Below are 26,395 nucleotides of genomic sequence, written 5' to 3'. Positions count from 1 at the left end.
AATAGCAATGAATGACAGCTTGTTTCAGTCACTCAACCAAGCCTTAGGCTATTTAACTTGGCCACTAGGGTTCTGTGCTTTCATCACATTCATGATCATTCTAGAAAGACTGGCATTGATACTCCATGATCTGCTAAAAAGCCGCAAATCACTCAAGCACTTGGCGCTTGATATCGCTCCCCCCACTGAACATTATATTTTACAACGTATGGAAGCGCTCAAACAAAGTCAACATATGGAGGCAAAAGGGGCTTTACTCTTGCTTAATTATCGAGGCGAAAATCAAGCTACGCGGGAAAATATCCTGAGTTTATGGCTGAGCCAGCAATTAAGCATGAGAAAATCGGGTTTAAAGCTACTGCAATTGATCGCCGCTATCGCGCCTTTAATGGGGCTACTAGGCACAGTATTAGGCCTCATTAGTATGTTTGGAGAACTTGCACAAAATCAAGGTCCCATCACCCCATCACAACTCTCATCAGGGTTGGGGTTAGCGATGAACACAACTGCAGCTGGCTTAATCATTGCCCTGCCAGCGCTCATTTTTGCACAGCTATTTCATCTCTGGGCAGAAAAAAGCTGTGACAAAACCGCTTATACTTTAAATCAGCTTAATTTATGGTTAAATGGCGTCCCAAATGCTATGCATATTGGCGCTCTCGAGCAAGCCGTATTGACAAAAACGGCAAAAGACACATTAACTTCCACTCCAGCCAGCAAAACCAATCATCGGCAGAGTATGACAATATGATAAGCAGTAAAAACACCTTGTCATCACAGGCACAAGCTGAAACAACAGCTCTCGATCTCACTCCTCTCATCGATATCATTTTTATTGTATTGGTTTTTTTACTGCTCACAGCAAATGTACCACTGCTGAGTTTACAGGTTGATATTCCCGCCGCTGCTAATGCTGATTTAACCCCTGTGGTGATGGAAAAACAAATCGCAATCAATGTAATGCCATCAAGTCCTCAATGGGCGATTAATGGAAAAGATTATGATCATTGGTCTGAATTTGAAGCGGCTTTTAATACTGAGTTTGCCTCACAACCCAATGCAAACCTTATCATCGCTGCCGATAAGTCAGCTCCCATTGAACCCTTGATGCAATTATTGAATTTATTACAACAACATGAAATCAGTCAAACTCAAATTCTAATGGAAAATACACAATGAGAGTTTTTAATCAGAACAAGTCGTTAATGATATATCACTGTATAAATAAACCAATAGGTCTTTAATTCACCATGTTTAATTTTACTCACACTAAAATGGCTTCCTCTTTATTCCTTTCACTGGGCTGTGCTTTATTACTCACACTCAGTCAAGCTGTTAGGGCAAACACTGCTCCAGTGAAGCCGCTTGCAGAGCAAAACCAACCCCTTCGAATTATTAGTGCAGGAGCTGGGATCACCGAATTAGTATTAGCATTGAACGGCGAAAAAAACGTCATTGCAATCGATTCCAGCAGCCAACTTCCTAAGGGATTGAATCACATCAAACAAGTCGGCTACCACCGCATGTTATCAGCTGAAGGCTTATTATCCCTTAACCCCGATATATTAATCGGCAGTGATGTCATGGGTCCTGCAACAACATTAGCGTTATTACGTGCCGCCGATGTTAACGTCATCAGTCTCCCCATAGCAAATAATAAAAGCCAATTATTCAATAATATCGATACGATTAGCACCGTACTGGCTAAACCTAACCAAGCCAAAAAAGTAAAAAATCACCTTTCAGCACAACTCAATACTATCGCCAAAAATCGGGATAAACTTGAGCATAGCAAACCTATCAAGGTATTATTTTTGCTTTTGCAAGCTGGAAGGCCTGCTAAAGTTGGCGGAAAAGATAGCGCAGCAGACATTATCATACACTTAGCAGGCGCTCAAAATAGCGCCACATTTTCTGGCTATAAAACCGTATCACAAGAAGGTATTTTATCTATTGATCCGGATATTATACTCATCTCCTCACGGAATAAGATTAGTGAAAAACAAGATACCAGCTTACTGCCTTTGCTCTCTAACATGCCATTGCTTGCCAATACATCAGCATACCAAAATAAACGCATTTTTATGATCCCTGCCAAGGCTCTGATAGGTGGAATGGGATTGAGTGCCATTGATGAAGCAGAACGATTTAACCAACAATTGCTCTCCTTTGAAAAAAGTAAAATGATAGTTAACGATAAAGAAATAGTGAAATGAGAACATCATATTATCTATTGCCTGTATTATTAGGCTTGCTGTTGCTATCAGGATTAATTTCAATTTCAACAGGCCCCATTTCCATCAGTTTAAGTCACAGTTTTAGTGCAATGATCCATTGGGCAACTCAGTGGCAAATACAGACGCTTGCACCTCATGAACAGCTCATTATTAATAATGTACGGCTACCTAGAACACTATTGGCTTTATGTGTTGGCGCAATTTTAGCCCAATGTGGCGCTGTGATGCAGGGACTTTTTCGTAATCCGTTAGCCGATCCTGGCATCATCGGCGTATCGTCTGGCGCTGCACTTGGCGCAGCGTTATGTATCATACTCATCCCCACCAGCGGTGAAATGGGGGTTGCCGCTAGCGCTTTTATCACGGGACTCATCACAACCTTAGTGGTTTACCGCCTTGCTCAAGGACATAATGGCACTTCTGTCATACTTTTATTACTTTCAGGCGTTGCCATTGCGGCATTAACAGGCGCAGCCATAGGGTTATTGATTTATTTTGCTAATGATACGGCGTTACGAGATTTAACCTTATGGCAAATGGGATCGATTGCCGGCGCACAATGGCATTACGTGATATTAGCCTTGTTAACCTTAGGATTACTGAGCTGGCAATTTCATCGCTCATCCAATGCACTCAATGCCCTATTATTAGGAGAATCTGAAGCCCGACATTTAGGCATAGACATCAATAAACTCAAATTAACATTAATTTTACTCTGTGCATTTGGCGTCGGGATCAGTGTTGCAGCCACTGGCATAATCGGCTTCATCGGGCTCATTGTCCCTCACCTTATCCGCATGATGATAGGTCCAGATCACAATAAATTATTACCATTAAGTGCGTTGCTTGGGGCCATTATGCTCATGTTAGCCGATAGTGGAGCACGATTTATTTTATCCCCTCAAGAACTGCCAGTTGGATTAATCACCGCACTACTCGGTGCACCATTCTTTATTTTTCTTCTGATTAAACAGAAAAATAAACTCTAACTCAAAAAGTGATCCCACAATGTTAAAGATCAGTAACCTCAGCCTCACAATCAACCAGAAAACCGTTCTACACGATATTAATTTCAACACTTCAGCAGGTAAATTTATTGCCATTATTGGCCCCAATGGTGCAGGAAAGTCCAGCCTATTAAAAACCATCAGTCAAGATATTGCTTTCAGTCACGGAGAAATCCAATTACATCAGCGGACACTCAATCAATGGCCGAAGCAAAAATTAGCGACTTTATTGGGTGTGTTGCCTCAAGAGTCGAGTTTAAGTTTTCCCTTCAAGGTATATGATGTGGTATCAATGGGATTGTATCCACTGAGCCATAGTCACCAAAAAGGCTTAATGATAATAGAAGGTTTATTGCATCAATTAGCGATTTACCATCTCAAAGACAGGCCCTACCCCAGTCTGTCTGGCGGAGAAAAACAACGAGTGCATCTAGCCCGTGTGCTCACACAATTAAGCCAAGCTCACAAACCTCCTCTACTATTGTTAGATGAACCAACTTCAGCCTTAGATCTCTCTCAACAACATAATGTATTAGGCCTCATTCAATCTCTTACTCAACATAATCAATATACTGTAATGGCAGTGTTGCACGATCTCAACCTAGCCTCACAATATGCTGATGAACTCATTATCATGAAACAAGGAGAAATCGCGCAAACAGGCTTACCCTCACAATGTCTAACTCACCAAACCATTAATGATATTTGGGGCTACAATCCCAGTATTCTCAATGTCAGTCATCGCAGCAGTCCTGTTATTATTTAGCGCCTTTTAAAATAATATCCTTACACTTTTGGCTTTATGCTCACAAAAGCGCCTCTGGCAGTCATCGATGAATTTCACTGATACATTAAATCTGATACCTTCGTCTACCGCTAACAAAAATAAAATATAAATAACAAAAAATTAACATGGATCACTGTTTATGTTACAAAAAGAAAGATAAAATTGCTCAAAATTTAAGTCAGGACAGAAGTATGTCTCTTGAGCAATTGGACACCATTGAAATAAAAACCAGCAGAAGTCATGGGAAGCAATATCTTAATAGTGGTTTAGTGGGTCATAATAGGCATATAACGGCCGCCCATAAACCAGAAACGATAGATGAATTAATCCATATCATTCAACGTTGCCATAAAAAAAACCAAGCTTTCTATGTTATCAGTACAGGAAAAAACTGGGGTTATGGCAAAGCCACACCTATTTATAACAATAATATTCTGATTGATTTAAGCCGACTGGATCAAATCCATCATTATGATGCGAAGTTAGGTATTGTCGAAATATCACCGGGTGTCACCCAAGGGCAACTCGCTCGCTTTCTATCCAATACACCATGGATGCTTGATTGCACAGGTGCTGGCCCTACCACCAGCATTATCGGTAATGTATTAGAAAGAGGTTTTGGTCATGGCGCACAAGGATACCGTAGCAGACATTTTACAATCACAGAATATATTCAAGCTAATGGTGAGAGGAAATCTTTAGATACCTCCCATTATTACCTTGGCCGCACTGGTCACAGTGCGGGCTTAACAGAGTTATTTACCCAAAATAACCTCGCTGTAGTGACAAAAATTCGATTTGAACTTTCTCAACGACAAACCCAAAGTCTGCGGTGCTTAGTCAGACTGAAAAGATCATCAGATATCGGCGCTTATATTGATATTATGCGTCAACTTAAAGCTGAAAATACTGTAGACGCTTTGCCGCACATCGGTAATAACTTTCGCATGCTATCTATGGTCAGCCAGTTTGATTTTACCCAATGGGATCCCATGAAAGGGGCGCTTCCTTCAGACATTGCTCGCGTTGAAAAAAAATATGAAATCATGCCATGGACAGCCGCTTTTATCGTCTCAGGCGCACCAAGTGTCGCTAAAGCCAAAGCCAAGAGAATAAAACAAGCACTCAGTAGTATTACTGATGTCAAAATCATTGCACTGAGTCGCCTGATAAAAATCAACAAACTGCTACAGTGTATACCATCAGCCCTAACACGTTTCTCACGGTTCAGTCAGTTTCAAGATCAAATCAACCAATTCACACGGGCAATGTTGATGTTTGAAGGCAATCCTGACGCAATGGCCTTAAAAGGCTGTTATTGGCGTAATAAAACACAACATTTTAATGAAAGTAACGATCCCATTGACAGTCGATGTGGCTTTTACTGGATAGCCCCTGCTTTGCCGATGTTAAGCCAAGAAGTTAATCTGTGCATGAAACAGAGTGAGCAGTTATTTCAAGAGTATGGCTTTGAATTTGGTGTCACCTTAACCTCAGTAACAGCCCACATGTGCCAGGCCATTATTAGCCTTTATTATGATGTCGATAGTTTCGATGAACAACAAAGAGCGCGAGCATTAATTAAAAAGCTACGTCAACGCTATAAAGAAAACCATTGGCAGTGTTACCGTCGCGCCATTGATGAAATGCCTTTTACATTATCAGAAGAAGAAAATAAAGATGCATTAGAGCTTAAATCATACATCAAAAAAGTACTCGATCCACAAAATATTATCAACCCCGGCCGCTATCAAGCACGACCCGACTCAGGTGATTTACCATGCTAAAAACTAACCTAATTTCCCAAGATGAAGAGTTCGAAATATATGCTCAACATTATGCTGATGCATCAGGAAATCATACACCCGTAGAACATTTCAAACGTGTTTCCATTGTTAGAGTGTTTAAGAATGAATACGGTGAGATGTTAGCAGGCTATACACTCAATACTCATCATCCTATTCGTTATTTTGAAGATGTCCCTAAAACTAGAGAGCAACCTGACTTTGTCTCTCATGGTAATGATGTTATTGAAACAGGAGGCTTATGGGTCAAAGATGAAGTCAATCAATTTTATAGAGGCATGATTTTTCTCTATTCACTTTGGGATATGAAAAAAAGTAAAAAACAATATATTGTCAGCGGTGCCAAACACCCTAAGGTCGCTAGACTACAATCTATTATCTTTCCCAATAAATTATATGAAGGCCCGATAAAAAATGCTGATTACGCCTGTATTTTTTATGCAAAACGTCACTACATTCCAGTGCAAGCATTATTAATTATAAATAAATACTGGCTGATTGATCCTATTAAAAACTGGTTACGCCCAAAAGTAAAGCCTACAACATAATGATATTAGGAGCCCCTGATCTTTGATGGTCGAATAATGTTAGAAATTAATGTGTTTCAATGATGCCATAGTAAGTGCCACATCTATGTCCCTAGTAAAGAGGAGTGCTTTATCACTAAGCATTCAAGTGAATACTTCTCTTCACACTGAGTATTACTTTTTTTCCTGACGGCGGGCTAAATCTTGCTGAAAAGCACGATATTCATTATCTCCCCAACATTCTACTTGTGTTAATTCAGGAATACGTTCTCGATGAAATATCGGATCTTTTCCCCTAGACAGTTGCTTCATGTAATCTTTCACCAATGCAAGGGCCACTTTCCTCAATAAAAAAATCGCTGAAATATTCACTATCGCCAACAAGCCCATAAAAAAATCAGCCATATCCCATACAAACTGAATCGCAGTCATGGCGCCATAAAACAGCATTAATAACGCACCGACTCGAAAAGCATTTAAGGCCCACTTAGAATCAGTCATATACTTAATGTTCATTTCACCGTAAAAATAATTACCTAAAATAGAACTATAGGAAAAAATAATCACTAATATTGTTAAGCAATAACCACCAAAATCCCCAAAAGTTAAATTCATGGAGCGATAGACTAGCGCAACCCCTGTCACCCCCTCTTGAAGAATATGAATTTGTGGTAAGAGAATGATAAAAGCCGTTGCGCTAGAAATCAGTAAGGTATCGACTAACACTCCTAATGATTGAATATAACCTTGCTTAACGGGATGGGAAACATAGGCTGCAGCACCGGCATTGGGCGTGGATCCCATTCCAGCTTCATTTGAAAATAATCCTCGTTTGATCCCTTGCATGACCATAAAACCAAACGCACCAGTGGTGGCTTCTTTAAGCCCTAATGCCTCACTGAGGATTAACTGAAACACAGGAATGATTTCTGTGAAATGCATAATAATTATAATTAATGCCGTCAATAAATATAACAGAGCCATGACAGGAAATAATACTTCAGACACCTTAATGACTCTTTTTAATCCTCCGAAAATAATAAGTAACGTAAAAATAACCAAATCAACCCCAATATTAAAATTAGAGATAGAAAAAAAAGTCGTCATCACATGAGCAATCGTATTTGCCTGTACAGAGTTAAAAACTAACCCATAAGAAACGATCATTAAAATAGAAAATATGAAGGCCCAAGTTTTCGACTTCAATCCTTGGGCAATATAAAAAGCAGGCCCTCCTCTAAAACTGCCTTCGGGGGTATTATGTTTATAGGCTTGAGCAAGGGTATTTTCAATTAAGCAAGAAGCAGTACCGATTAATGCAATAATCCACATCCAAAAAATAGCGCCAGGTCCTCCGAGATAAATTGCCACCCCCACACCGGCAATATTGCCTGCTCCCACCCTTGATGCTGATGTCACAGCGAAAGCGCCAAAGGATGAAACACGGGTTTTGCTTTGCTCTTTTGTGCCAGTATGTTCTGTTAACAATGAAACCATATGTTTAATATGGATCAATTGAGAAAACTTCATTTTAAAACTGAAATATAGTCCAACAAACAATAACATGTAGATCAGGATATAATCCCAAACCCAAGTTAATAGTATTTGTAATATTGTATTGATGACTTCCATAGTCGTATTTTCACTGTTAACAATTCAACATTGATACAATCCACAATTTCTTTAACTACTTGAAGGGTGGGGCAAGTGCATTTTACTTTGTAAATGGCACTTAACTGCCGGCCACTCACTAGCAATAATAGAATAAACAACCGTATCGCGTAATGATCCATCAGGCATTATTTTATGACTTCGTAATACGCCATCTTGTTTAGCCCCTAAACGTTCAATTGCTTTTCGAGAATCTTGATTGAAATAATGGGTTCTAAACTCCACAGCAATAGCATTATACTTTTCAAATATATTATTTAATAACAACCACTTACATTCAGTATTAACGGGTGTTCTTCGCACTGAATTGGCATACCAAGTAAAACCTATCATGACTCTTCGATTTTTTTCATCAACATTGTAATATCGCGTTGTGCCTATAATTTGATGATTAAATTTAGAACGCACTACATAAGCTAAATCTCCATGTCTTCGATTCCTTATAGCAGTCTTTACATAATCTTCCATTGCGTCAGATTTAGGTACAGTGGTGTACCATAACTCCCACAGCCCCCCCTCTTTTGAAAGCTTAATGAGTGAATCGGTATGCTCTAAGGCCAAAGGCTCTAAGAGTACAACTTCACCTTGTAAAACATCATCCTTTATCCACATAGACAAGTCAGTAAATTAAAACTAGATGGGTAATATAAGATTAGACTATTTCACCTGAAGTCGGGATAAGCTGCGCCGCTTAATCAATCATTCAGATTATTTAAAAATAAAAGCTCATTAAAACAAAAAGCCCACAACTGTGGGATTTTTGTTTTATAAAAAATTATAAATCTTCATGAGGACCAAATACTTCATAATGTATCTGAGTTTGCTTGACTCCTAACAATAACAGTTGCTGCTTAATAAAGCTCATAAATGCATTCGGACCACATAAGTAAAAATGCCCCTTCTCGATTGGCAGCTCTCTCTTAATCTCGCTGAGCTCCATTAACCCCCCATGCAGTTGATGTCTAGTTTGTTCATCAATAATACTGAATGGTTGCTCAGCCGTTTTATGATACCAAGTATGCGCATTTAGCGACTTATATTCTCCTAACAGTGTCTCAACTCTATTGGCAAAAGAGTGTTGCTCTTGATTTTCACAAGCATGTAAATAATGTACTGGTATCGGTAATTGTCTCTCAACTAAGGTTTCTAGCATTGACATCATAGGCGTTAAACCTATTCCAGCACTAATAAGGACAACAGGATTATCCACATGTGCTAAATAGAAATCTCCCGAGGGAGGATAAACTGCAATTTCAGCTCCTTGGGGTAAACTATGAAGAAAGTTAGACACTATACCTTTTGGATTATTGAGCTCTTTTTTCACACTGATACGATATCCATCTCTTCTTGCCTTATCTGAAATAGAGTATTGCCGTATTTCAGTGTAATCCGCCTCTTCAGGTTTTACTTTTATTCCTAAATATTGTCCTGGAAGGTGCTCAATCACTTCACCACCATCTTTAGGCATTAGTGTAAAGCTAGTGACTAATTCTGATTCTACTGATTTATTCGTAATAATAAATAGACGTTCACCTGACCAGCCTCCTTTTGAATTTGATTTTTGCTGATATAACCCTTGCTCTTGAGTAATACAAAGATCTGCCAACAAGTTATACGCTTGTGTCCACGCTTCCTCTACATCAGGAGTAAAAGCATCAGGAACCAATTCTCTCAAGGTTTCAATAAGGTGATGACCAACAATCGGATAATGCTCTGGAAGAATATTCAAACTCGTATGTTTATGGTTTATTCTACTTAAAGCGGATGTTAATACTTCTAGATTATCTATATGTTGAGCATAAGCGGCTAATGCATTAAATAAAGCAAAAGGTTGTTTTCCCGTTGCTTGATTCCCCATGTTGAATATATTTTTAAGCTCTGGGTTATGGGTAAACATTCTATTATAAAAGTGTTCTGTCACCCCCGTTCCTGCATTAACTAATAAAGGAATCGTACTTTTAACAATTTTAACGGTATTTTCAGACAACATATTTTTTCCAAATAACTGTAAAATGATGAATGTTATTCACCTATAAAGATGAATAAGTTGATTACCCTATACGCCCATCAATACGCTTATTAATGAGAATAGGAAAATAATGAAACAAGAAAAGAAAGAAGCCTAAGCTCCATAAGCAGCCACTTAATATCCAAGCATGGTTAGCATTGATTATTGACGGTAAAATGCTTCGAGCAATGGCAGCAATAAAAATACAAACAAACGCAATACTGATAAAATATGGAGGCGATAAGGCTCTCCCCGTATGCCCTAATGACACTCTGGCCATCATCGCTATAATCATCATTCCAATGGCGCCAATGGTGACCATATGCAGCGCATCCTTATAGAAGATCTGACTATGATAAAAACTCAACGTAATGCCAATCAATCCCACACCTAATGTGAAGTAAGCCAATTGTAATGACCAAAGCAGAGGCACCTTTACGATCCCTTTGTTCCACCAAATAAAACTACGAAGTAAATGTAAACAGGCTAATCCCCCGACAAAAATACTCAATATGATTTTATCTGAAGTCAGATTTTCCCCTATCGAGCTTAAAATGCCTCCCATTGTGAGGAATAAAATACAGCGATCGAGTCGTGGACATTTCACTTGCTCAGTAAGCTTTAATCCTCTCGCCGTAAAGAAAGGAATAACACGACCCGCGACAATACCAATTAACAAAATGAATATAAAAACGCTCGTATCACATAATTTAAGGGCTAATGCACTTTGCTGATGAATAACTAAATAAAGAAATAACATATTAAAGATAAAAAGAAGCGTCAGTATGCCAATGAAAGGATAATTTTGCTTATTTCGAGCTTTGAATAGCATCTTGCTTAAGACCATAATCCCTCCCAGCCACCAAATCCCCTGAAAGACAATAACCAGATATAAATTAACCGGTTCACCTAAAGCAAAATTAAACGGTAATTGCACAAAAAATAACACTCTCGCCATTAACCAAAAGCAGCTTAAGATTATTAATGGCGTGCCAGAAATACTTGAAACTCCAGTCCAAGTTTGAGCTGCAGTCAACAAAAAACCCATCGCAATAACACTTGCAAAACCAAACATCATCTCATGGGCATGCCATACATTCGGTGGAAGGTTTAATGACCAAGTCACGGCTCCTGAAAGTACTAAAGTCCAATAACTTATTCCAAACAATGCAACTAAACTTCCGCCCAAAAAAAATGGCCTAAACGCAAGCATCCATAAAGGGGCATTAGCACTGAATCGCCCCTTGTTATTGATTGAGGCTGGCTCAGTTAAATTAATCAAACCCATTACTTACCACCTTATCGACTCATGCCTGTGACACCCACGCTATTCACTTTCACTTCACGTTAAAAAATAAATTTTTGCAATTTTATTAATACAGACTAATAGCACCTTGTGTGCCAATATTATTTTTTAATTTAAAAACAATATTTTAAATATTTCAGTAATAAAAAAACCTTGCATGTAGTGTCATTTAGACACACTATTATGAAGTCAAATAATCACAAAAGAGTCATAAAGACATGAATGGGAGCGACATATCAGCAATTGTGGCCTTAGCATTGGACCTTGCTAACAGTGTGACCAATCAAGATAGGTTTACTCGATTACTCTCAACAATACGAAAAACCATTCAATGTGACGCTATTGCCTTACTGCAACATCAAAATGCCACGTTAATGCCCTTGGCAATCGAAGGCTTGTCAGCCGATACCTTAGGGAGGCGTTTTGACATTCAGGCCCACCCACGGCTCAAGATGATTAGTCAATCACAAAAGCCTGTGACCTTTAGTCAAGACTGTGATTTACCCGATCCTTATGATGGTTTATTGCAAGCTCAAACAGGGGATATCCCTATTCATGCCTGTATGGGGTTACCTTTATATCATGAAGATCACCTACTCGGCGTTGTGACCCTCGACAGCTTAAAGCCAAATAGTTTTGATAACATTAACCCTGCAATGCTTGAAATTATCACTAAAATTAGCGCTGCAACAATGAAAACCGCTATCCAATTAGAGCAATTAGAAGATGCAGCTAAGCACTCAAATGCACTTGTTCAAGCACTCAGTCAATCAGCCATAATGCGTGATGGCGGTGAAATCATCGGCCTTAGTCCTTGCATAAGAGCACTAAAAAATGAAATAAAACTCGTTGCAAGCTCCCATTACAATGTATTGATATTAGGTGAAACGGGTGTCGGAAAAGAATTGGTGGCAGGTAATATTCATCAGCATTCACAAAGACACCATCAACCCATGATCCAGTTAAACTGTGCTTCACTTCCAGAGAATCTCGCTGAGAGTGAATTTTTTGGACATTGTAAAGGTGCCTTTACTGGGGCTGAAAAAAATCGAGAAGGAAAATTTCAGCTTGCCGACAACGGCACATTATTTCTCGATGAGATTGGAGAGCTCCCCTTAAACTTACAAAGTAAATTACTGCGTGCATTACAAAGTGGTGAAATTCAAGCCGTTGGAGAAGACAAAACCAAAACTGTCGACGTACGTGTCATTGCTGCCACCAACCGTGATTTAAAAGCAGAGGTTAAAGCTGGGCGTTTTCGTGCCGATCTGTATCACCGCCTCAGTGTTTATCCAATCAATGTCCCCCCTTTAAGAGAAAGAGGCAATGACATCCATTTACTGGCAGGATATTTTGTTGAAAATACCGCACGAAAATTAGGTATAAATCAATTAACCTTAACTTCACAAGCACTCTCTTTGCTGGCAAGTTACCGTTGGCCGGGAAATGTAAGAGAACTTGAACATGTTATTAGCCGAGCCGCACTCAAAGCCAAACAGGCCCAATGGCATAAAAGTATTATCCATATTTTACCTGAGTATTGCGATATTCCAGCAACTAAACCAGAGATCGAACCACCATCAGCACAGCCATCACACTCACAGCTTCCTATTCCAGCCCCTCTAGTGAGTACGATATCGTTAAAATCAGCCACTGAAACATTTCAAGCTCAACTCATCAAACAAACCTTAGAAACTCACCAATTTAATTGGGCTGCCGCGGCACGAAATCTTGAAACCGATAGAGCAAATCTCGTTCGATTAGCAAAACGATTAGGCATTACAATACATAAATCCACATGACATAGAGCAAAGCAAAAACATTCAGCTAAGCTATGTATAGCTAAATCCCCAAATCATTTGAAGGGGCATGCTGTCAGGAGTCCAAGAAAAGGCTTAATTCGAGGCGAACTCTTTTTAAAGATAAATGGAAAAAATGCATATTACCTTTAAGGTAATACAGCACTGAAGCCTGTCTTTATATAGGATCCATTGGGCTGGTTTAACACACTGTTATGCTGTGTTATTGAGCATCAACTTAAGCTCCCTAAGCTATCAACTCAATACCTTGCCTAAGAGGGCTTTAATTTCCGAGGGAGCCCGCACCTTTAAGTCGTTTGGGGATAAATGACACATTCCCGTTTAATTCATACACACTATTTCAAGGAAAATTCATGGAAAACCTCGATGAATTTGTCAAAGAAATCAAAAAAATAGGCATGTCTGCTCAAGCTTCTGTGGGTTTAAAAGATTATCGTCACATGCGTTGCATCGGTACACTAGGCACACTCTTTTTTGGACTTGGATTATTATTTTGCTTTTTTGGGCAATGGCTTGTTGGTGGAGTATTTTTATCTCAACACTTAATGGTGAAATGGCTACTCATGCATCATATTGGCCACGGCGGTTATAACCGAATTAACAATATCCCAAAACGTTTTCACTCTGCTTATTATGCACAAGGTTATCGCCGTTACTTAGATTGGTTTGATTGGATCCAAGCAGATGCTTGGAATTATGAACACAATTACCTTCATCACACCTTTACCGGTGAAAATAAAGATCCCGATCTCGTCGAAAATAATCTAGACTGGCTTGCCAATTTGGAACAGCCTACATTTATCAAATGGTTCATTCTCTTTATTGCGGCCATGAGCTGGAAGTTTACCTATTATAGCCCTCAAACTCTGAGTTGTTTTAAAGATTATCAGAAAGTTAATGTAAAAAACTTTATTGATGTTCGACAAAAAACACCTCGCCATATGTGGTTTACACTGTTCCTTCCTTATATTGGTTTTCATTTTATTGCCCTGCCACTTTTGTGTGAATGGATCGTTCCAGGCATGGGCATTAATGTATTTTACGCTCGATTATTAGCTGAAGTTATTCATAATATTCAGATGTTTATCATTATTGTCCCTAATCACTCTGGCGCTGATCTTTATCGTTTTGATAATATTAATCAATATAAGCACCGCAATTCAGAATATTACCTTCGACAAATACTCGGTTCAACAAATTACCCCAATGGAAATGAAGCCATAGACTTTCTTCATATGTATCTCAATTATCAAATAGAGCACCATTTATTTCCCAATTTGCCCATGCGTCAATACAAATTAATTCAACCGAAAATTAGAGCAACTTGTGAAAAATATAACGTCCCTTATGTTCAGGAAAATGTTTGGTGCCGATTTATAAAAATGGTCCATATTGCCACAGGAAAACAGAAAATGCGACGCCTATCTGGCACTTCAGTACAAGAGTGAAAATTTAATTAACATATAGATTTTAAATGAATTTTTCATAATACTTAACATCCTAAAGTCATTTAATCAATGATTAAACATATTGAAAAGTGATAGGATAATAACAGTCTTCTATGATTGATTTTAAAGCAGGTAAAATGAAAACCGCTATCATTGTTGGTGCAACTGGCGCCATAGGAACAGAACTTTTAACATTACTGCTTAAAGCACCGGAATATTCACACGTGCATTGTTTAGTCAGGCGCCCAATGGCGATTTCCCATTCCAAACTGATCACCCATGAAATTAATTTCGATGAATGGGATATTCAGCCATTGATAAACGCTCATCCAACATTAATGCATGCACAAGTCTTTTGCTGCCTTGGCACTACCTTAAAACAAGCAGGCTCTATTGATGCATTTAAACGTATTGATAGCGATTATGTCTTAGCCGTAGCCTCACTAGCTGAAACGATATCAGCCGAGGGATTCTCCCTTGTGAGTGCCCTTGGCGCTAATGCAAACTCATCTAACTATTACACACAAACGAAAGGTGACGTTGAGTCAAAAGTGCAGCAATATCAACTATCATCCATTCGAATTTTTAGGCCTTCGCTACTACACGGTAAAAGAAACACTTTTCGACTGGGAGAGTATATCGGATTAATATTGTTAACTTTGATATCACCTTTATTACAAGGAAAACTCAAAAAATACCGAGCCATTAGTATCACACAAGTCGCCAAAGCCCTTTATTTAAGTTCGCTTGAGCCTCCACAAAAGCTCACCTTCTTTGAAAGTAACGATATTCAACAGTTTTAAGCCATTATACCCGTGATGCTCTTATTTTATATTGAGTTAGCTATATAATCGTGTATAGCTTTTAAACATCGCACCTTGACCATAATATTGCCCTTGACTGTCAATGATATTCCATATAATGGCATTATTGATCCTAAAGCGTTTCCCTGTTGCCGAAATCCTGATCCCTTGATAATGATTGATAAAGCCTTGACGAGCGACCCTTTCAAGTAATAAAGCTCTTTCTGTTTGAGAGGGGGCTTCAGCTGAATAACGTGATGGCATCTTAATAAAATCTTGCCATTCACATTCAAACAAGCTCAGCGCAAATTGATTTGCAAAATTGAAAATAGGCTCCGCCTCTACACCGTGAGATAAAATAGCAAAGGGAGCTTTATCGATTGCTGAAACCAATGTCATTTGAGGTTCTATGACCAATAAATCTTTTCCTGTCAATTGCTTAAAACTATCAAATAGCCGCTGTACATGTCAGGTATAAAACGGCTCCTCTAATACTCGAGACGCTATCATATTTACTTCTCTTGAAATGATGGTCAATAAAAAGGCCTGGACGAAAGTGAAAGTAACATCTTTTCCCCCTTCATCCAATCCTCTTCAATCATCAGTCTTGAAAACAGTCACTAAATTTTAAACTGACTCACTAACACAGATAACTCATCCGATAACTGAGCTAATTGATGAATACCACGATCATTCTTGTCCGCTAATGTATGAATATGAGAGGATAAATCAGCAATAGTTATCACATTTTCATTCAATGAATTGACCACACTACTTTGCTCCTCTGTTGCGGTTGCAACCTGACAATTCATATCCGCAATTTGCTGGATCACTTCTGTCACCATTTGCAAAGATTCACTGGCTTCTGTTGATTTATTCACCCCTTCATGGCTCGACTGGATCCCCACACTCATCGCATCAACTGCTTCTTGAGTCCCTTCTTGAAATTGGCCAATCACTTTTCTGATTTCTTCCGTCGACGCTTGTGTTTGCTGAGCAAGCTGGCGAACCTCATCAGCAACAACAGCAAAACCTCGTCCTTGCTCACCCGCCCTTGCGGCTTCAATAGCGGCATTTAATGCCAGTAAGTTTGTTTGATCTGAAATACCGCTTATCACATCAATCACAGTACTGATTGATTGGGCGTGCTTTGCCAGCTCAGTAATTTTTGACTCCGTTAATTGAATTTCCGACGCAAGCTCGTTAATCACCATACTCGTTTCTTTTACAACTTCATTTGATCCGTGGGTATCTTTTCTCGTTGCTTCTGTTTTTTGAGATGTTGACATCGCCAAACGTGAAATTTCATGCACAGTGGCCCCCATCTCATTAATGGCTGTGGCAACTTGCTCAGAATTAATTCTCTGCTCTTGCGTCGTCTTAATGGTTTCTTCAGATGACACAGATAAATCAACAATAACATTCGCTAGCGTTTTTTGATCTTTATCAATACGTTTAATATCGTTATGAAGCTTTTCAATAAACGCATTAAAGCCTTTAGCAAGCAAACCTAATTCATCCTTGCGGCTATCATCTAAACGTTGTGTTAAATCCCCGCCATTATTAGCCATATTGTTTAATGCTAACGCCACATCATTAATGGGTCGCGTTAAAAAATAAGTCACCCATAACATGATCAACACAAAAATACCGCCTATCAGTAAATTAATGATCATGCTATAAGTTGTGATCTTATTAAATTCACTCATTAATTCATTCACTGGCAGCTCGGCAAATAAATGCCAGCTGAGTTCAGGGATAGCCACACTGGCTAAATAATAGGTTTGCCCATTTTTAATGGTCTCTTTCACCACAACATCACTGTTATTTTGATCCAGCGTACTGGCAATACTTTGATAGCCTTCCAGCATGCTCACAGAATCTCTATCCACTCTATCAAGCTGGGGGTGAACGGTAATCAGTCCACTATCATTGGTGGTAAAAACAAACCCTGATTGTCCTATTTTATTTCGCGTCACAATATCAATAATATGACCGAGCTCATACCCCATACCCGCAATTGCTATCACTTTACCTTTCTCACGTACGAGCACATTAACAAAAGCGGTCATTCGCTTAGAAACCATATCGATATCTAAATCTAATGACACTAAATCCGGATTATCTAAACGGTCAAAAAACCATTGATGGCCAGGATGACTTTTTAGCAGCGTTTCAGAAAAGCCAGTATCTTTGTAATACTTATTTTCTACCACTGAAATCCAATAAACCGTACTGGCACCATTTTCATCCTTAAGACGCGATAAGTAAGCGAGTACAGGGGCTATTTCACTGTCTTTTTCTCCCGCTAATGCCCAATCAATTAAAAACTGATTTTGCGCTATACCTTTAGACAATGAAATAGGGATCTGTAATTCACTGGAAATTTTATTTTTAATTTTGTCTAGTCGATTCGGTAACTCTTCATTTTTTGCTCTGTTTTCTACTATTGAACGAAAGACATAATTAGAAGAAAAGGTGGCAAATATAATAGATGTTAATAGCGCAATACTCGTGAGTCCCACTAATCCCCTACGGATAGAAAAAGATGCTATCCATTTTTTAATATTCATACTTTCGTCCCTAACACGATTTTTATTTTAAATTGAGACCTAAGGCCAAACTAACGACACGACACCAGACAGAAATGACTGGTGCAAAATAGGATGATTATTTATACATTTATAATCAGATGGTTAACAAACAAGGGCGAGCATTGTATAGAAATTACAACTAAGGTCAAATGGTAAAAGCCAATTGTTTGAGTTAATTAATAAGCGACATAACTCTACAACAGCTTTAATTAGATTTTAATGATTTATGCCTATCACATTGATTATGCATTATCCCCTTCTTTACAAATCGCGTTAACAGCGAGCACAAAAGGAGTATTGGCTTTATTGGTGTTATAAGCCACGCCAATATGCTTCACTAAATGCAGCCCTTCTATAGGCAATAATTGAATACCTTCGGCTTCTTTTATTTCTTGCCAATTCGGCAGTAATGCCGCGCCTATGCCTGTACTCACCAATTGCCATGCATATTCAATGGTTCTAATATTTGCTCTATGTTGAAAGAGTGCAGATTCATTTACCATCGCCGATTTAAGTTTATTTAATGCATCGCAAGGCGCTCGATGAATAAAGGGCAGTGCATCAAGTTGAGAAAGACTCACCCTTTTTTGATTGGCCATTGACCAGCTAACCGGTACCGCTAATTGATATTCATCTCGCCAAACAGGTATAAAGCTTTCTTGACTCGTCACGGTGTGAGCTAACACAACACGAATGTCACAAGGTTCCTCAGGATCCACTAAGGTCAATTCCAGATTATCTATTTTCTCAGTGATTTGCTTAATAAATAGACTCATACGTTTTGCCCCCAGAGATCGCATAATCCCTAGACGCAAGCTTACCGGTTGAGGCGTATCAGAAAAAAGATGGTAGATAGAATGGGTGTTTTCTGCGATATCTTTTGCCAACGGATACAGCTTATCAGCCGCTGCGGTAGGCAGTACCCCTCGCGCATGACGAATAAATAGGGTAATAGATAATAACGATTCCAATTGCTGAATAGCGGCAGTAATAGAAGGTTGAGACACAAAACATGTTTTTGCCGCCGCGCTGATACTGCCTTTATCGTAAACGGCTTGAAAATACTTTAATGAACGTAATTCCATAATGATCAAATACTTCCTTATTCTTACCATATTGACAAGCGTCTTCTGCGTCAACAGGACTAATGCTTAAGCTATAGGAGGCAGCTATAGGAGACATAAAAAAATAATATTATTCAGAAAACCATACTTTATTTATGGTCTTTTATCCATTCATTTATGCACGGAACGAAAATGAACTCATCCGCCTCAACAGCCGATCTTACCATTCGAGTTATTGAAGACAAACACGACAAAAATAAGCACCTCATTATTTCAGAAGATCAGCTTAAACAAACCATGCAGCGTTATGAATACAGCTATACAATCAAACAAATAATCGAAACAGAAAACTTATTACCCCTAGGCTTACTCAGCCGCCTGCACGCAGCTTATCCGCAACATTCAGGGTTTCTAGAAAACAAACGTTTTTTATTTCATGGAAAAGATCACTACACAGGGCTATCGGGTTTTCGAGAAGTCTGTGGCATTTTAGCGAAAAATGGCATCAAAATCGGTCATATGGCAGAACGAGAGTTTTTCGTTGAAGTGTACCGTTTTTTAGCCACTCGTCATTCTTTAAACAGTATTAATTGGGATAATTATCAACAAGACTCTGTCTTTCAACTGGTTTTTGCTCAGCCAGGTATGATTGAACCGCAAGCTACAGCACGTTATATCAACGAAAAAACGGCAACAGGACGGACTCAAATCGCCATTGATTATATGGAAAGAACCAATCCCCATGATGGGAATCAACAATTAAATAAGCCTTGGTTTGAAAATGAATCAGGTGAAATTGAGTTTCTCGATGGTTCTCAGCATAAATATCCTCAATGCCAATTAATTTTTGATAAGACCACTCAAAACTGTTTTTCTTTTTGTACCTATTGTTTTCGTCATGCACAAGTAAGAGGTGATGAAGACATGTTTATTCAAAAAGATATCAAACAGATCCATGAGTATGTTCGCCAACATACTGAAATTACGGACTTACTCATTACTGGTGGTGATGGAGGTTATATGCCAGCCAGTCGATTAAAACAGTACGTTATGCCTTTAATCCAAGATCCCAGCTTATTGCATGTAAAAAATGTCCGCTTAGCCACTCGCTCTCTTACCTTTCAACCAGAAATGATTTTAAGTGACAAATACAATGACATGTTAAGTGTGTTTGATATGCTTCGAGATAATGGCATTCAACTGGCTTGGATGGCCCATTTTTCAACGCCCAGAGAGCTATTAAACCCCAGTACCATCGCCGCTATTCGTCGTCTACAAAACCATGGTGTCAATATTCGTTCCCAAAGTCCCATTATGCACCATATAAGCTTGTTTACCGATGAGAAAGGTGAAGTTGATGTCGATAAATCGGCTAAGAACTGGATCCATCTAGCAGAAATATTAGGCATTATGAGTATTGGCTTCCACTCTATGTATTGTGCTCGCCCCACAGGGGAACATCACTATTACACCGCACCTTTAGCGAAAATTGAGCAGATATTTAATACCATTTACCGTTCTTTAGCGTCTATCAACCGCCCTTCGAGACATATTTCAATGACCATTTCCGCTGGAAAACTGGCCATTTTAGGCACCTCGATTATCAATGGTGAAAAATGCTTTGCATTGCAATTTACAGAAGCTCGTAATATGAAATGGATGGATCGTGTATTCCACGCGAAATACAACGAAGTCGAAAACAAAATCGACTGCTTAGTCCCTTTTGATACCGATGAATATTTCTTTGAAAACGAATTAAAGCAAATTGAAACGCAATTGGCTCAAGCCCTACAAGCTAGATTACAGCATTAATAACAATGCTAACCAAAAAGAGTGAGCAAAAAGACTCATCTGCTCACTCTTAGATTTTATTCACTGACTCAAAGAAAGCCCCATGATAAATAAATTTTCACATTCGCTCACCGAGATCATCAATCCCATTTTTGATGGCGCCACCATCATGATAAGCGGTTTCGGAGAAGCCGGCAGCCCCATTGAGCTTATTCACGCACTCATTGATCATGGTGCCAAAAATCTCACCGTAATTAACAATAATACCGGTAGCGGGCAAGTCGGGCTCGCCGCATTAATTGCAAATGGTCAAGTCAGTAAAATGATCTGCTCTTTTCCTAGAACAGCCAATTCAACCGTCTTTCCCAAATTGTATCGCACTCAAAAAATTGAACTGGAGCTGGTCCCACAAGGTACGCTAGCAGAAAGAATTCGTGCGGGCGGCGCTGGGATCCCTGCCTTTTATACCGCAACCTCAGTTGGCACTCCACTCAGTAAAGGTAAAGAAGTACGACGTTTTAACAACACAGATTATGTGATGGAGCAAGGACTCACAGCGGATTTTGCGCTTATCAAAGCCCATTGTGCGGATCGCTACGGTAACCTCACTTACCATAAAACCGCACGAAACTTTGCCCCTATCATGGCAACGGCAGCCAATATCACGCTAGTACAGGCTCAACACCCCGTTGAAGCAGGAGAGCTCGACCCAGAATCCGTGATCACTCCAGGTATTTTTGTCAACCACATCATCACAGTGTCGCATCCTCAGCAAGAATCTGTAATGGTCGCTCAAGGACATGTTTATCCATGAAAACTATTCAAACAGAAAGTCATCACTCAATAAATAATAACCAAGCGAGCTACCACAATAGACAGGCCATTGGCTGGACAAGAGAGCAAATGGCAGAACGTGTTGCCCAAGACATTCCTGATGGAGCTTATGTGAATTTAGGTATTGGTATGCCTGAAAAAGTAGCCTGTTATGTGCCTAAAGGACGTGAATTTATCTATCACACTGAAAACGGATTATTGGGCATGGGCCCTAAACCCAATGACGATGATATCTGCCTTGATTTAATCAATGCAGGTAAAAAGCCGGTAACAGCCATCAAAGGTGCGGCTTATTTTCACCATGCTGACAGCTTTGCCATGATCCGTGGTCAACATATTGATGTGTGTGTATTAGGTGCAATGCAAGTATCTGAAAAAGGCGACTTAGCCAACTGGTCAACAAATGATAAAGATGCCATACCCGCTGTTGGCGGCGCAATGGATTTAGTTGCAGGGGTCAAAACCATATTGATCATGACTCAGCACACAACAAAAAATGGACAGGCTAAACTGCTAAAAGAGTGTTATTACCCTTTAACAGGACAAAAAGTCGTTAAGCGTATTTATACCAATCTTAGTGTTATCGACATCACATCAAATGGTTTTGAATTAATCGAACTCGCCCCTAATGTGACCTTAGCCTATGTGACTGCACATACAGATGCACGGATTATTGATCGACGCGATAAACACACAAAGTTTGCAACAGCTCAATGACACGCATCTATCACTTAAAGAGTTTTTCAATATGTCTTCTATTAATCAAAGCACACAATTATTTAAACGTGCCAAAACGGTACTCCCAGGTGGCGTCAGCCGAAACACGATTTACCATAAGCCTCACCCCACCTATGTCAGCCACGGTGAAGGTTGCTACCTCACCGATATCGACGGTATTAAGCGCATTGACTTTGCCAATAATATGGCTTCACTTATCCATGGTCATGCCCAGCCTCAAGTCACTCAAGCGATTATAGAACAAGTGCGCAAAGGCACCGCCTTTACGCTAGCCACAGAGTTGGAAATTGAATTTGCGGAGCTACTTTGCCATCGTGTGCCGAGTTTTGAGAAAATTCGTTTTGTCAATTCAGGCACTGAAGCGGTAATGGCAATGATAAAAACTGCTCGCGCTTTTACCCAAAAAAGTAAAATTGCGAAAGTTGAAGGCGCTTATCATGGTAGCTATGATTATGCTGAAGTGAGTCAAACCGCCTCACCTGCTACGTGGGGAGAAGCTCAACAGCCAAGCAGTGTAGCCGTTGGAAGAGGTACCCCAAAAAGTGCATTAAATGATGTCATCATCATTCCTTATAATGATATCGATAAAGCCTTAAGCATTTTAGAGCAGCATAAAACATCACTTGCAGGCATTTTAATCGATCCCATTTCTCATCGAGTCGGTTTAACTCCTGCTACCTCTGAATTCATTGAAGCCATATATAAATGGAGCAGAGACAATCATACTTTATTGCTTTTCGATGAGGTCATCACTTTTCGCACCAGTCTCGCTGGTGCTCAAGCCCATTATGCAGTCCAACCCGATTTAACGGCCATTGGAAAAATGATCGGTGGAGGATTTCCTGTTGGTGCTTTTGCAGGAAAAAAAGACATCATGCACGTGCTCGATCCTCGTAACTCTCCTATTATTCTGCCCCATTCAGGCACTTTTTCAGCCAACCCCGTTACTATGGTCGCAGGGCTGACAGCAATGACCCTATTTGATGAAGTGGCGATTGACCGGCTCAATACCTTAGGTCAATTCGCACGAGAACAACTCACTCATACCATTGAGACCCTTGGAATAAAGGCCTGTGTGACAGGTACAGGTTCCATGTTTAGGCTACATTTTCATGCTCAAGCCCCACTCAATTATCGGCAAGCCTATAATAATACAATACAAGGCCAAGCCACTCAGTTTCTACTCAATTATTTATTTGATAATGGGATCATGATGATTAATACCTGTACGGCCATGCTATCGACGCCGATGACTAAAAAAGAAATCATTTATTTAGTCGAGCAAGTCACTTTAGGCTTATCTTTGTTACTAAAGAAATTTCCCGAACTTAACACAAGAATGTGAGGATAAAACATGCTCAAGGATGTGTATATTTGTGATGCGATTCGAACGCCCATAGGCCGTTATTCTGGCTCACTCGCCACAATCCGTGCGGATGATTTAGCTGCGCTCCCTTTAAAAGCCCTTAAAGAAAGAAATCCAACACTGGATCTCAACCAAGTAGACGACCTTATTTTGGGGTGTGCGAACCAAGCTGGTGAGGATAATCGGAACATTGCTCGTATGGCATCACTTTTAGCCGGCTTTCCTGAAGCCTTGGCTGGCGTTACGCTTAATCGACTCTGTGGCTCAGGACTCAATGCCATTGGCTATGGAATGCAAGCCATTAAAGCAGGTGAAAGTGAACTCATTATCGCAGGAGGCGTCGAACACATGACTCGTGCTCCTTATGTAATGGCTAAGGCCAATACTGATTTTGGGCGTAATCAACACTTATTTGATACCACGATGGGCTGGCGATTCATCAATCCTGCTTTGAATGAACATTATGGCACTGATAGTATGGCGCAAACAGCTGAAAATCTTGCTGAAAAATTTGATGTTAGCCGCCTACAACAGGATGAATTTGCTTTTTCCAGTCAACTAAAAGCAGCCAGCGCACAAGAAATGGGTCACTTTAATGACGAAATTGTGCCTGTGACATTACCACAGAAAAAAGGCGCTCCAATACTATTTGATAGGGATGAGCATTTACGCTTAACCAGCCTTGAGAAGATGGCTAAATTATCACCGATAGTGCATTCAAAAGGCAGTATTACTGCAGCGAACGCTTCCGGCATCAATGATGGCGCTGCGGCCATGATATTAGCCTCAGAAAGTGCGCTTTGCGCTCAAAACCTTACCCCTAAAGCTAAGGTGCTGGGCATGTCCGTTGTCGGTGTCACCCCAAGTTTAATGGGGATTGGTCCTATTCCTGCTAGCCAAAAATTACTCACACGTCTTGGATTAACATTGGATGAAATGGATATTATTGAGCTGAACGAAGCCTTTGCCGCTCAAGCATTAAGTTGTATTCAAGGTTTAGGGCTAACAGAAGAGGATCCTCGCATTAATCCTCAAGGTGGGGCGATTGCACTTGGCCACCCATTAGGAATGAGTGGCACTCGTATTGTCATATCTGCTATGCATCAATTGATCCGCAATCAACAAAAATACGCCTTATGTACTATGTGCATCGGCGTGGGACAAGGGATTGCCATGGTCATTGAAAATGTCGCTTAGACTTGCCAATCAATAGGCTGAAAACCCTTTTCTTTTAATATTGTATTAATAGTCGAAAAATGACGACAGCCAAAAAAGCCACGATAAGCGGATAAAGGTGAAGGATGCGGGCCCGATAAAATAGTATGCTGACTTGCTGTAATAAGTTTGCCTTTTTTTATTGCATGCCCTCCCCATAACACAAAAATAATCGGCTGAGTCTGTTCGTTAAGCAACCTCAGTATATTGCTAGTAAAGGTTTCCCACCCCACTTTAGCATGGGAATGCGCCTGACCTTGCTCAACCGTAAGCACGGTATTGAGCATCAATATACCTTGCTTAGCCCAAGGCGTCAGGCAACCATGGTTAGGGACAGTAAACCCATCAATATCGGTGGCTAATTCTTTATACATATTGACTAAAGAAGGCGGCACTTTAATGCCTTCTTTCACTGAAAAACATAAACCATGGGCTTGATTGGCTCCATGATAGGGATCTTGACCCAGTAACACCACTTTAACCTCTTTTAACGGTGTCAAAGTCAATGCATTAAAAACATCCTCATGGGGAGGATAAATTGCTTTACCTGCTGCTCGCTCCTTGGCAACGAATTCTGCGATTGATTGATAATAAGCTTGGGATTCTTGCTCAGCTAAAAAGCTCAGCCAATCTAAATGTGTCATAATGATCCGAATTTAAAACCAATGAAATAAAAATATAGAGTTATGCAAACGCGTTAAATCGTAAACCAAACGCGAATGGCTAATAAGATTAAGACCACACCTGAGATTTTATCAATCAGTCCTGCTTTCGCCCTTAGTTTGGGTAAAACCGCACCATGAGAAAGCACAAGCGCGATAAAGGTATACCAAAGTCCGTCGACAATTAAAGGAGTTAACACTATAAGAGATTGACCCGTAACAGTGCTTGCATCCATCACAAATTGACTAAAGAGCGCCACAAAAAATAAAATAATTTTAGGGTTAAACAGAGAAATCGCAATGCCATCTCTGGCCGCAACCTTTGCAGATGTATTTTCTCCTGCCGCTAATTTATCCGCCATTCCACCTTTAGAGCGCAATGCTTGTATACCTATCCAAGCTAAATAAACACCCCCAATCAACGCAATACCATTAAAGACTAATGGCGCATGCTTTAGTAAAACCGCGAGTCCTAATAACGTCAATAACGCATAAATACCAATACCGATAGAATGAGCCCACGCACAAATAATACCTTTGGCGCGTCCTCCACCTAATGTGTGGCGTACTACCATGGCTAAACTCGGCCCAGGAGACATGGCGCCTAAAAAACTAATGGCCAATAAACTGAGCCAGGATGTTAATGTCATATTTTAACCCTAATTTAAATATTATAAATAAAAGCGTATCTGTTTTATTAAAAGTTCACTCT

At 39.7% G+C, this 26,395-nt stretch carries 23 protein-coding genes and 1 pseudogene; 15 read left to right on the top strand and 9 right to left on the bottom strand.

All coding sequences use genetic code 11. From position 1 onward, the window contains the following. The first annotated feature begins 7 nt into the window (after positions 1-7). From Q0976_RS08880 to Q0976_RS08850, 7 genes are all read left to right on the top strand, one after another. Positions 8-751, top strand: a complete 744-nt coding sequence (locus tag Q0976_RS08880; protein ID WP_299493096.1) for a MotA/TolQ/ExbB proton channel family protein — start codon at positions 8-10, stop codon at positions 749-751. Continuing rightward, positions 748-1,179, top strand: coding sequence for a biopolymer transporter ExbD (locus Q0976_RS08875; protein WP_299493094.1), 432 nt, complete (start codon positions 748-750; stop codon positions 1,177-1,179). The genes Q0976_RS08880 and Q0976_RS08875 overlap by 4 nt, the downstream gene beginning before the upstream one ends. 71 nt (positions 1,180-1,250) lie before the next feature. Next, positions 1,251-2,216 carry an ABC transporter substrate-binding protein gene (locus Q0976_RS08870; RefSeq protein WP_299493092.1) on the top strand — a complete coding sequence of 322 codons (966 nt, stop codon included), beginning with the start codon at positions 1,251-1,253 and terminating at the stop codon, positions 2,214-2,216. Further along, the gene (locus tag Q0976_RS08865) at positions 2,213-3,226 is read left to right on the top strand and encodes an iron ABC transporter permease (protein ID WP_299493090.1); all 1,014 of its coding nucleotides are present in this window, start codon (positions 2,213-2,215) and stop codon (positions 3,224-3,226) included. The genes Q0976_RS08870 and Q0976_RS08865 overlap by 4 nt, the downstream gene beginning before the upstream one ends. Before the next feature lie 19 nt (positions 3,227-3,245). After that, on the top strand, positions 3,246-4,010 hold the full coding sequence (locus Q0976_RS08860; RefSeq protein ID WP_299493088.1) for a heme ABC transporter ATP-binding protein: 765 nt from the start codon (positions 3,246-3,248) through the stop codon (positions 4,008-4,010). A gap of 212 nt (positions 4,011-4,222) precedes the next feature. Beyond that, entirely contained in the window at positions 4,223-5,818 is a 1,596-nt protein-coding gene (locus Q0976_RS08855; protein ID WP_299493086.1) for an FAD-binding protein, read from the top strand. Then, positions 5,812-6,384 (top strand): hypothetical protein, encoded by a 573-nt coding sequence (locus Q0976_RS08850; protein ID WP_299493084.1) that lies wholly within the window; start codon positions 5,812-5,814, stop codon positions 6,382-6,384. Before Q0976_RS08855 ends, Q0976_RS08850 begins: the two co-directional genes overlap by 7 nt. A gap of 153 nt (positions 6,385-6,537) precedes the next feature. Here Q0976_RS08850 and Q0976_RS08845 read toward each other — a convergent pair whose 3' ends face one another. The 4 genes from Q0976_RS08845 to Q0976_RS08830 form a co-directional block, all read right to left on the bottom strand. After that, entirely contained in the window at positions 6,538-7,995 is a 1,458-nt protein-coding gene (locus tag Q0976_RS08845; protein ID WP_299493082.1) for an alanine/glycine:cation symporter family protein, read from the bottom strand. Between the two features lie 51 nt (positions 7,996-8,046). Further along, the gene (locus tag Q0976_RS08840; protein WP_299493080.1) at positions 8,047-8,646 is read right to left on the bottom strand and encodes a GNAT family protein; all 600 of its coding nucleotides are present in this window, start codon (positions 8,644-8,646) and stop codon (positions 8,047-8,049) included. A gap of 163 nt (positions 8,647-8,809) precedes the next feature. Further along, positions 8,810-10,024 carry an NO-inducible flavohemoprotein gene (gene hmpA, locus Q0976_RS08835; RefSeq protein ID WP_299493078.1) on the bottom strand — a complete coding sequence of 405 codons (1,215 nt, stop codon included), beginning with the start codon at positions 10,022-10,024 and terminating at the stop codon, positions 8,810-8,812. Positions 10,025-10,085: 61 nt separating this feature from the next. Continuing rightward, positions 10,086-11,330, bottom strand: coding sequence for an NnrS family protein (locus Q0976_RS08830; RefSeq protein ID WP_299493076.1), 1,245 nt, complete (start codon positions 11,328-11,330; stop codon positions 10,086-10,088). 236 nt (positions 11,331-11,566) lie between these two features. Between Q0976_RS08830 and norR the strand changes: the two genes are divergently transcribed. The 3 genes from norR (at position 11,567) to Q0976_RS08815 (ending at position 15,419) form a co-directional block, all read left to right on the top strand. Next, positions 11,567-13,150 carry a nitric oxide reductase transcriptional regulator NorR gene (gene norR, locus Q0976_RS08825; RefSeq protein ID WP_299493075.1) on the top strand — a complete coding sequence of 528 codons (1,584 nt, stop codon included), beginning with the start codon at positions 11,567-11,569 and terminating at the stop codon, positions 13,148-13,150. A gap of 371 nt (positions 13,151-13,521) precedes the next feature. Beyond that, positions 13,522-14,616: a fatty acid desaturase gene (locus tag Q0976_RS08820; RefSeq protein ID WP_299493073.1), complete on the top strand. Its 1,095-nt coding sequence runs from the start codon at positions 13,522-13,524 to the stop codon at positions 14,614-14,616. Positions 14,617-14,753: 137 nt separating this feature from the next. Further along, positions 14,754-15,419, top strand: a complete 666-nt coding sequence (locus Q0976_RS08815; protein WP_299493071.1) for a short chain dehydrogenase — start codon at positions 14,754-14,756, stop codon at positions 15,417-15,419. Between the two features lie 36 nt (positions 15,420-15,455). Here Q0976_RS08815 and Q0976_RS08810 read toward each other — a convergent pair. The 3 genes and pseudogenes from Q0976_RS08810 to Q0976_RS08800 form a co-directional block, all read right to left on the bottom strand. Continuing rightward, positions 15,456-15,875 (bottom strand): annotated as a pseudogene (locus tag Q0976_RS08810) (MEKHLA domain-containing protein); the annotation flags it as partial. A 164-nt stretch (positions 15,876-16,039) separates the two neighbouring features. Then, positions 16,040-17,992: a methyl-accepting chemotaxis protein gene (locus tag Q0976_RS08805; protein WP_299493069.1), complete on the bottom strand. Its 1,953-nt coding sequence runs from the start codon at positions 17,990-17,992 to the stop codon at positions 16,040-16,042. Between the two features lie 263 nt (positions 17,993-18,255). Beyond that, positions 18,256-19,098: a LysR family transcriptional regulator gene (locus Q0976_RS08800; RefSeq protein WP_299493067.1), complete on the bottom strand. Its 843-nt coding sequence runs from the start codon at positions 19,096-19,098 to the stop codon at positions 18,256-18,258. Between the two features lie 171 nt (positions 19,099-19,269). Between Q0976_RS08800 and Q0976_RS08795 the strand changes: the two genes are divergently transcribed. The 5 genes from Q0976_RS08795 (at position 19,270) to pcaF (ending at position 25,003) form a co-directional block, all read left to right on the top strand. Next, positions 19,270-20,889: a hypothetical protein gene (locus tag Q0976_RS08795; RefSeq protein ID WP_299493065.1), complete on the top strand. Its 1,620-nt coding sequence runs from the start codon at positions 19,270-19,272 to the stop codon at positions 20,887-20,889. 82 nt (positions 20,890-20,971) lie between these two features. Continuing rightward, positions 20,972-21,682 (top strand): 3-oxoacid CoA-transferase subunit A, encoded by a 711-nt coding sequence (locus Q0976_RS08790; protein ID WP_299493063.1) that lies wholly within the window; start codon positions 20,972-20,974, stop codon positions 21,680-21,682. Positions 21,683-21,750: 68 nt separating this feature from the next. Beyond that, on the top strand, positions 21,751-22,419 hold the full coding sequence (locus Q0976_RS08785; RefSeq protein ID WP_299493163.1) for a 3-oxoacid CoA-transferase subunit B: 669 nt from the start codon (positions 21,751-21,753) through the stop codon (positions 22,417-22,419). A 31-nt stretch (positions 22,420-22,450) separates the two neighbouring features. Further along, entirely contained in the window at positions 22,451-23,785 is a 1,335-nt protein-coding gene (locus Q0976_RS08780; RefSeq protein WP_299493061.1) for an aspartate aminotransferase family protein, read from the top strand. Between the two features lie 9 nt (positions 23,786-23,794). After that, a complete protein-coding gene (pcaF, locus tag Q0976_RS08775) occupies positions 23,795-25,003 on the top strand; it encodes a 3-oxoadipyl-CoA thiolase (RefSeq protein WP_299493060.1) in 1,209 nt (402 codons plus the stop codon). Here pcaF and ung read toward each other — a convergent pair. Beyond that, positions 25,000-25,665: a uracil-DNA glycosylase gene (gene ung / locus Q0976_RS08770; RefSeq protein WP_299493058.1), complete on the bottom strand. Its 666-nt coding sequence runs from the start codon at positions 25,663-25,665 to the stop codon at positions 25,000-25,002. The genes pcaF and ung overlap by 4 nt on opposite strands. 53 nt (positions 25,666-25,718) lie before the next feature. Beyond that, positions 25,719-26,333 (bottom strand): LysE family translocator, encoded by a 615-nt coding sequence (locus Q0976_RS08765; protein WP_299493056.1) that lies wholly within the window; start codon positions 26,331-26,333, stop codon positions 25,719-25,721. Between the last annotated feature and the right edge of the window lie 62 nt (positions 26,334-26,395).

Source organism: uncultured Shewanella sp., from assembly GCF_947501665.1.
Taxonomy (GTDB): domain Bacteria; phylum Pseudomonadota; class Gammaproteobacteria; order Enterobacterales; family Shewanellaceae; genus Shewanella.
Note: the sequence above shows the minus strand (reverse complement) of the source record. Positions and strands in the feature narration are given on the sequence as shown.

What these genes read in the sequence shown, in the direction of transcription:
- Q0976_RS08880 (WP_299493096.1), top strand. Translation starts at nt 8, where the DNA reads ATGAATGACAGCTTGTTTCAGTCACTCAACCAAGCCTTAGGCTATTTA.
- Q0976_RS08875 (WP_299493094.1), top strand. Translation starts at nt 748, where the DNA reads ATGATAAGCAGTAAAAACACCTTGTCATCACAGGCACAAGCTGAAACA.
- Q0976_RS08870 (WP_299493092.1), top strand. Translation starts at nt 1,251, where the DNA reads ATGTTTAATTTTACTCACACTAAAATGGCTTCCTCTTTATTCCTTTCA.
- Q0976_RS08865 (WP_299493090.1), top strand. Translation starts at nt 2,213, where the DNA reads ATGAGAACATCATATTATCTATTGCCTGTATTATTAGGCTTGCTGTTG.
- Q0976_RS08860 (WP_299493088.1), top strand. Translation starts at nt 3,246, where the DNA reads ATGTTAAAGATCAGTAACCTCAGCCTCACAATCAACCAGAAAACCGTT.
- Q0976_RS08855 (WP_299493086.1), top strand. Translation starts at nt 4,223, where the DNA reads ATGTCTCTTGAGCAATTGGACACCATTGAAATAAAAACCAGCAGAAGT.
- Q0976_RS08850 (WP_299493084.1), top strand. Translation starts at nt 5,812, where the DNA reads ATGCTAAAAACTAACCTAATTTCCCAAGATGAAGAGTTCGAAATATAT.
- Q0976_RS08845 (WP_299493082.1), bottom strand. Translation starts at nt 7,995, where the DNA reads ATGGAAGTCATCAATACAATATTACAAATACTATTAACTTGGGTTTGG.
- Q0976_RS08840 (WP_299493080.1), bottom strand. Translation starts at nt 8,646, where the DNA reads ATGTGGATAAAGGATGATGTTTTACAAGGTGAAGTTGTACTCTTAGAG.
- hmpA (WP_299493078.1), bottom strand. Translation starts at nt 10,024, where the DNA reads ATGTTGTCTGAAAATACCGTTAAAATTGTTAAAAGTACGATTCCTTTA.
- Q0976_RS08830 (WP_299493076.1), bottom strand. Translation starts at nt 11,330, where the DNA reads ATGGGTTTGATTAATTTAACTGAGCCAGCCTCAATCAATAACAAGGGG.
- norR (WP_299493075.1), top strand. Translation starts at nt 11,567, where the DNA reads ATGAATGGGAGCGACATATCAGCAATTGTGGCCTTAGCATTGGACCTT.
- Q0976_RS08820 (WP_299493073.1), top strand. Translation starts at nt 13,522, where the DNA reads ATGGAAAACCTCGATGAATTTGTCAAAGAAATCAAAAAAATAGGCATG.
- Q0976_RS08815 (WP_299493071.1), top strand. Translation starts at nt 14,754, where the DNA reads ATGAAAACCGCTATCATTGTTGGTGCAACTGGCGCCATAGGAACAGAA.
- Q0976_RS08805 (WP_299493069.1), bottom strand. Translation starts at nt 17,992, where the DNA reads ATGAATATTAAAAAATGGATAGCATCTTTTTCTATCCGTAGGGGATTA.
- Q0976_RS08800 (WP_299493067.1), bottom strand. Translation starts at nt 19,098, where the DNA reads ATGGAATTACGTTCATTAAAGTATTTTCAAGCCGTTTACGATAAAGGC.
- Q0976_RS08795 (WP_299493065.1), top strand. Translation starts at nt 19,270, where the DNA reads ATGAACTCATCCGCCTCAACAGCCGATCTTACCATTCGAGTTATTGAA.
- Q0976_RS08790 (WP_299493063.1), top strand. Translation starts at nt 20,972, where the DNA reads ATGATAAATAAATTTTCACATTCGCTCACCGAGATCATCAATCCCATT.
- Q0976_RS08780 (WP_299493061.1), top strand. Translation starts at nt 22,451, where the DNA reads ATGTCTTCTATTAATCAAAGCACACAATTATTTAAACGTGCCAAAACG.
- pcaF (WP_299493060.1), top strand. Translation starts at nt 23,795, where the DNA reads ATGCTCAAGGATGTGTATATTTGTGATGCGATTCGAACGCCCATAGGC.
- ung (WP_299493058.1), bottom strand. Translation starts at nt 25,665, where the DNA reads ATGACACATTTAGATTGGCTGAGCTTTTTAGCTGAGCAAGAATCCCAA.
- Q0976_RS08765 (WP_299493056.1), bottom strand. Translation starts at nt 26,333, where the DNA reads ATGACATTAACATCCTGGCTCAGTTTATTGGCCATTAGTTTTTTAGGC.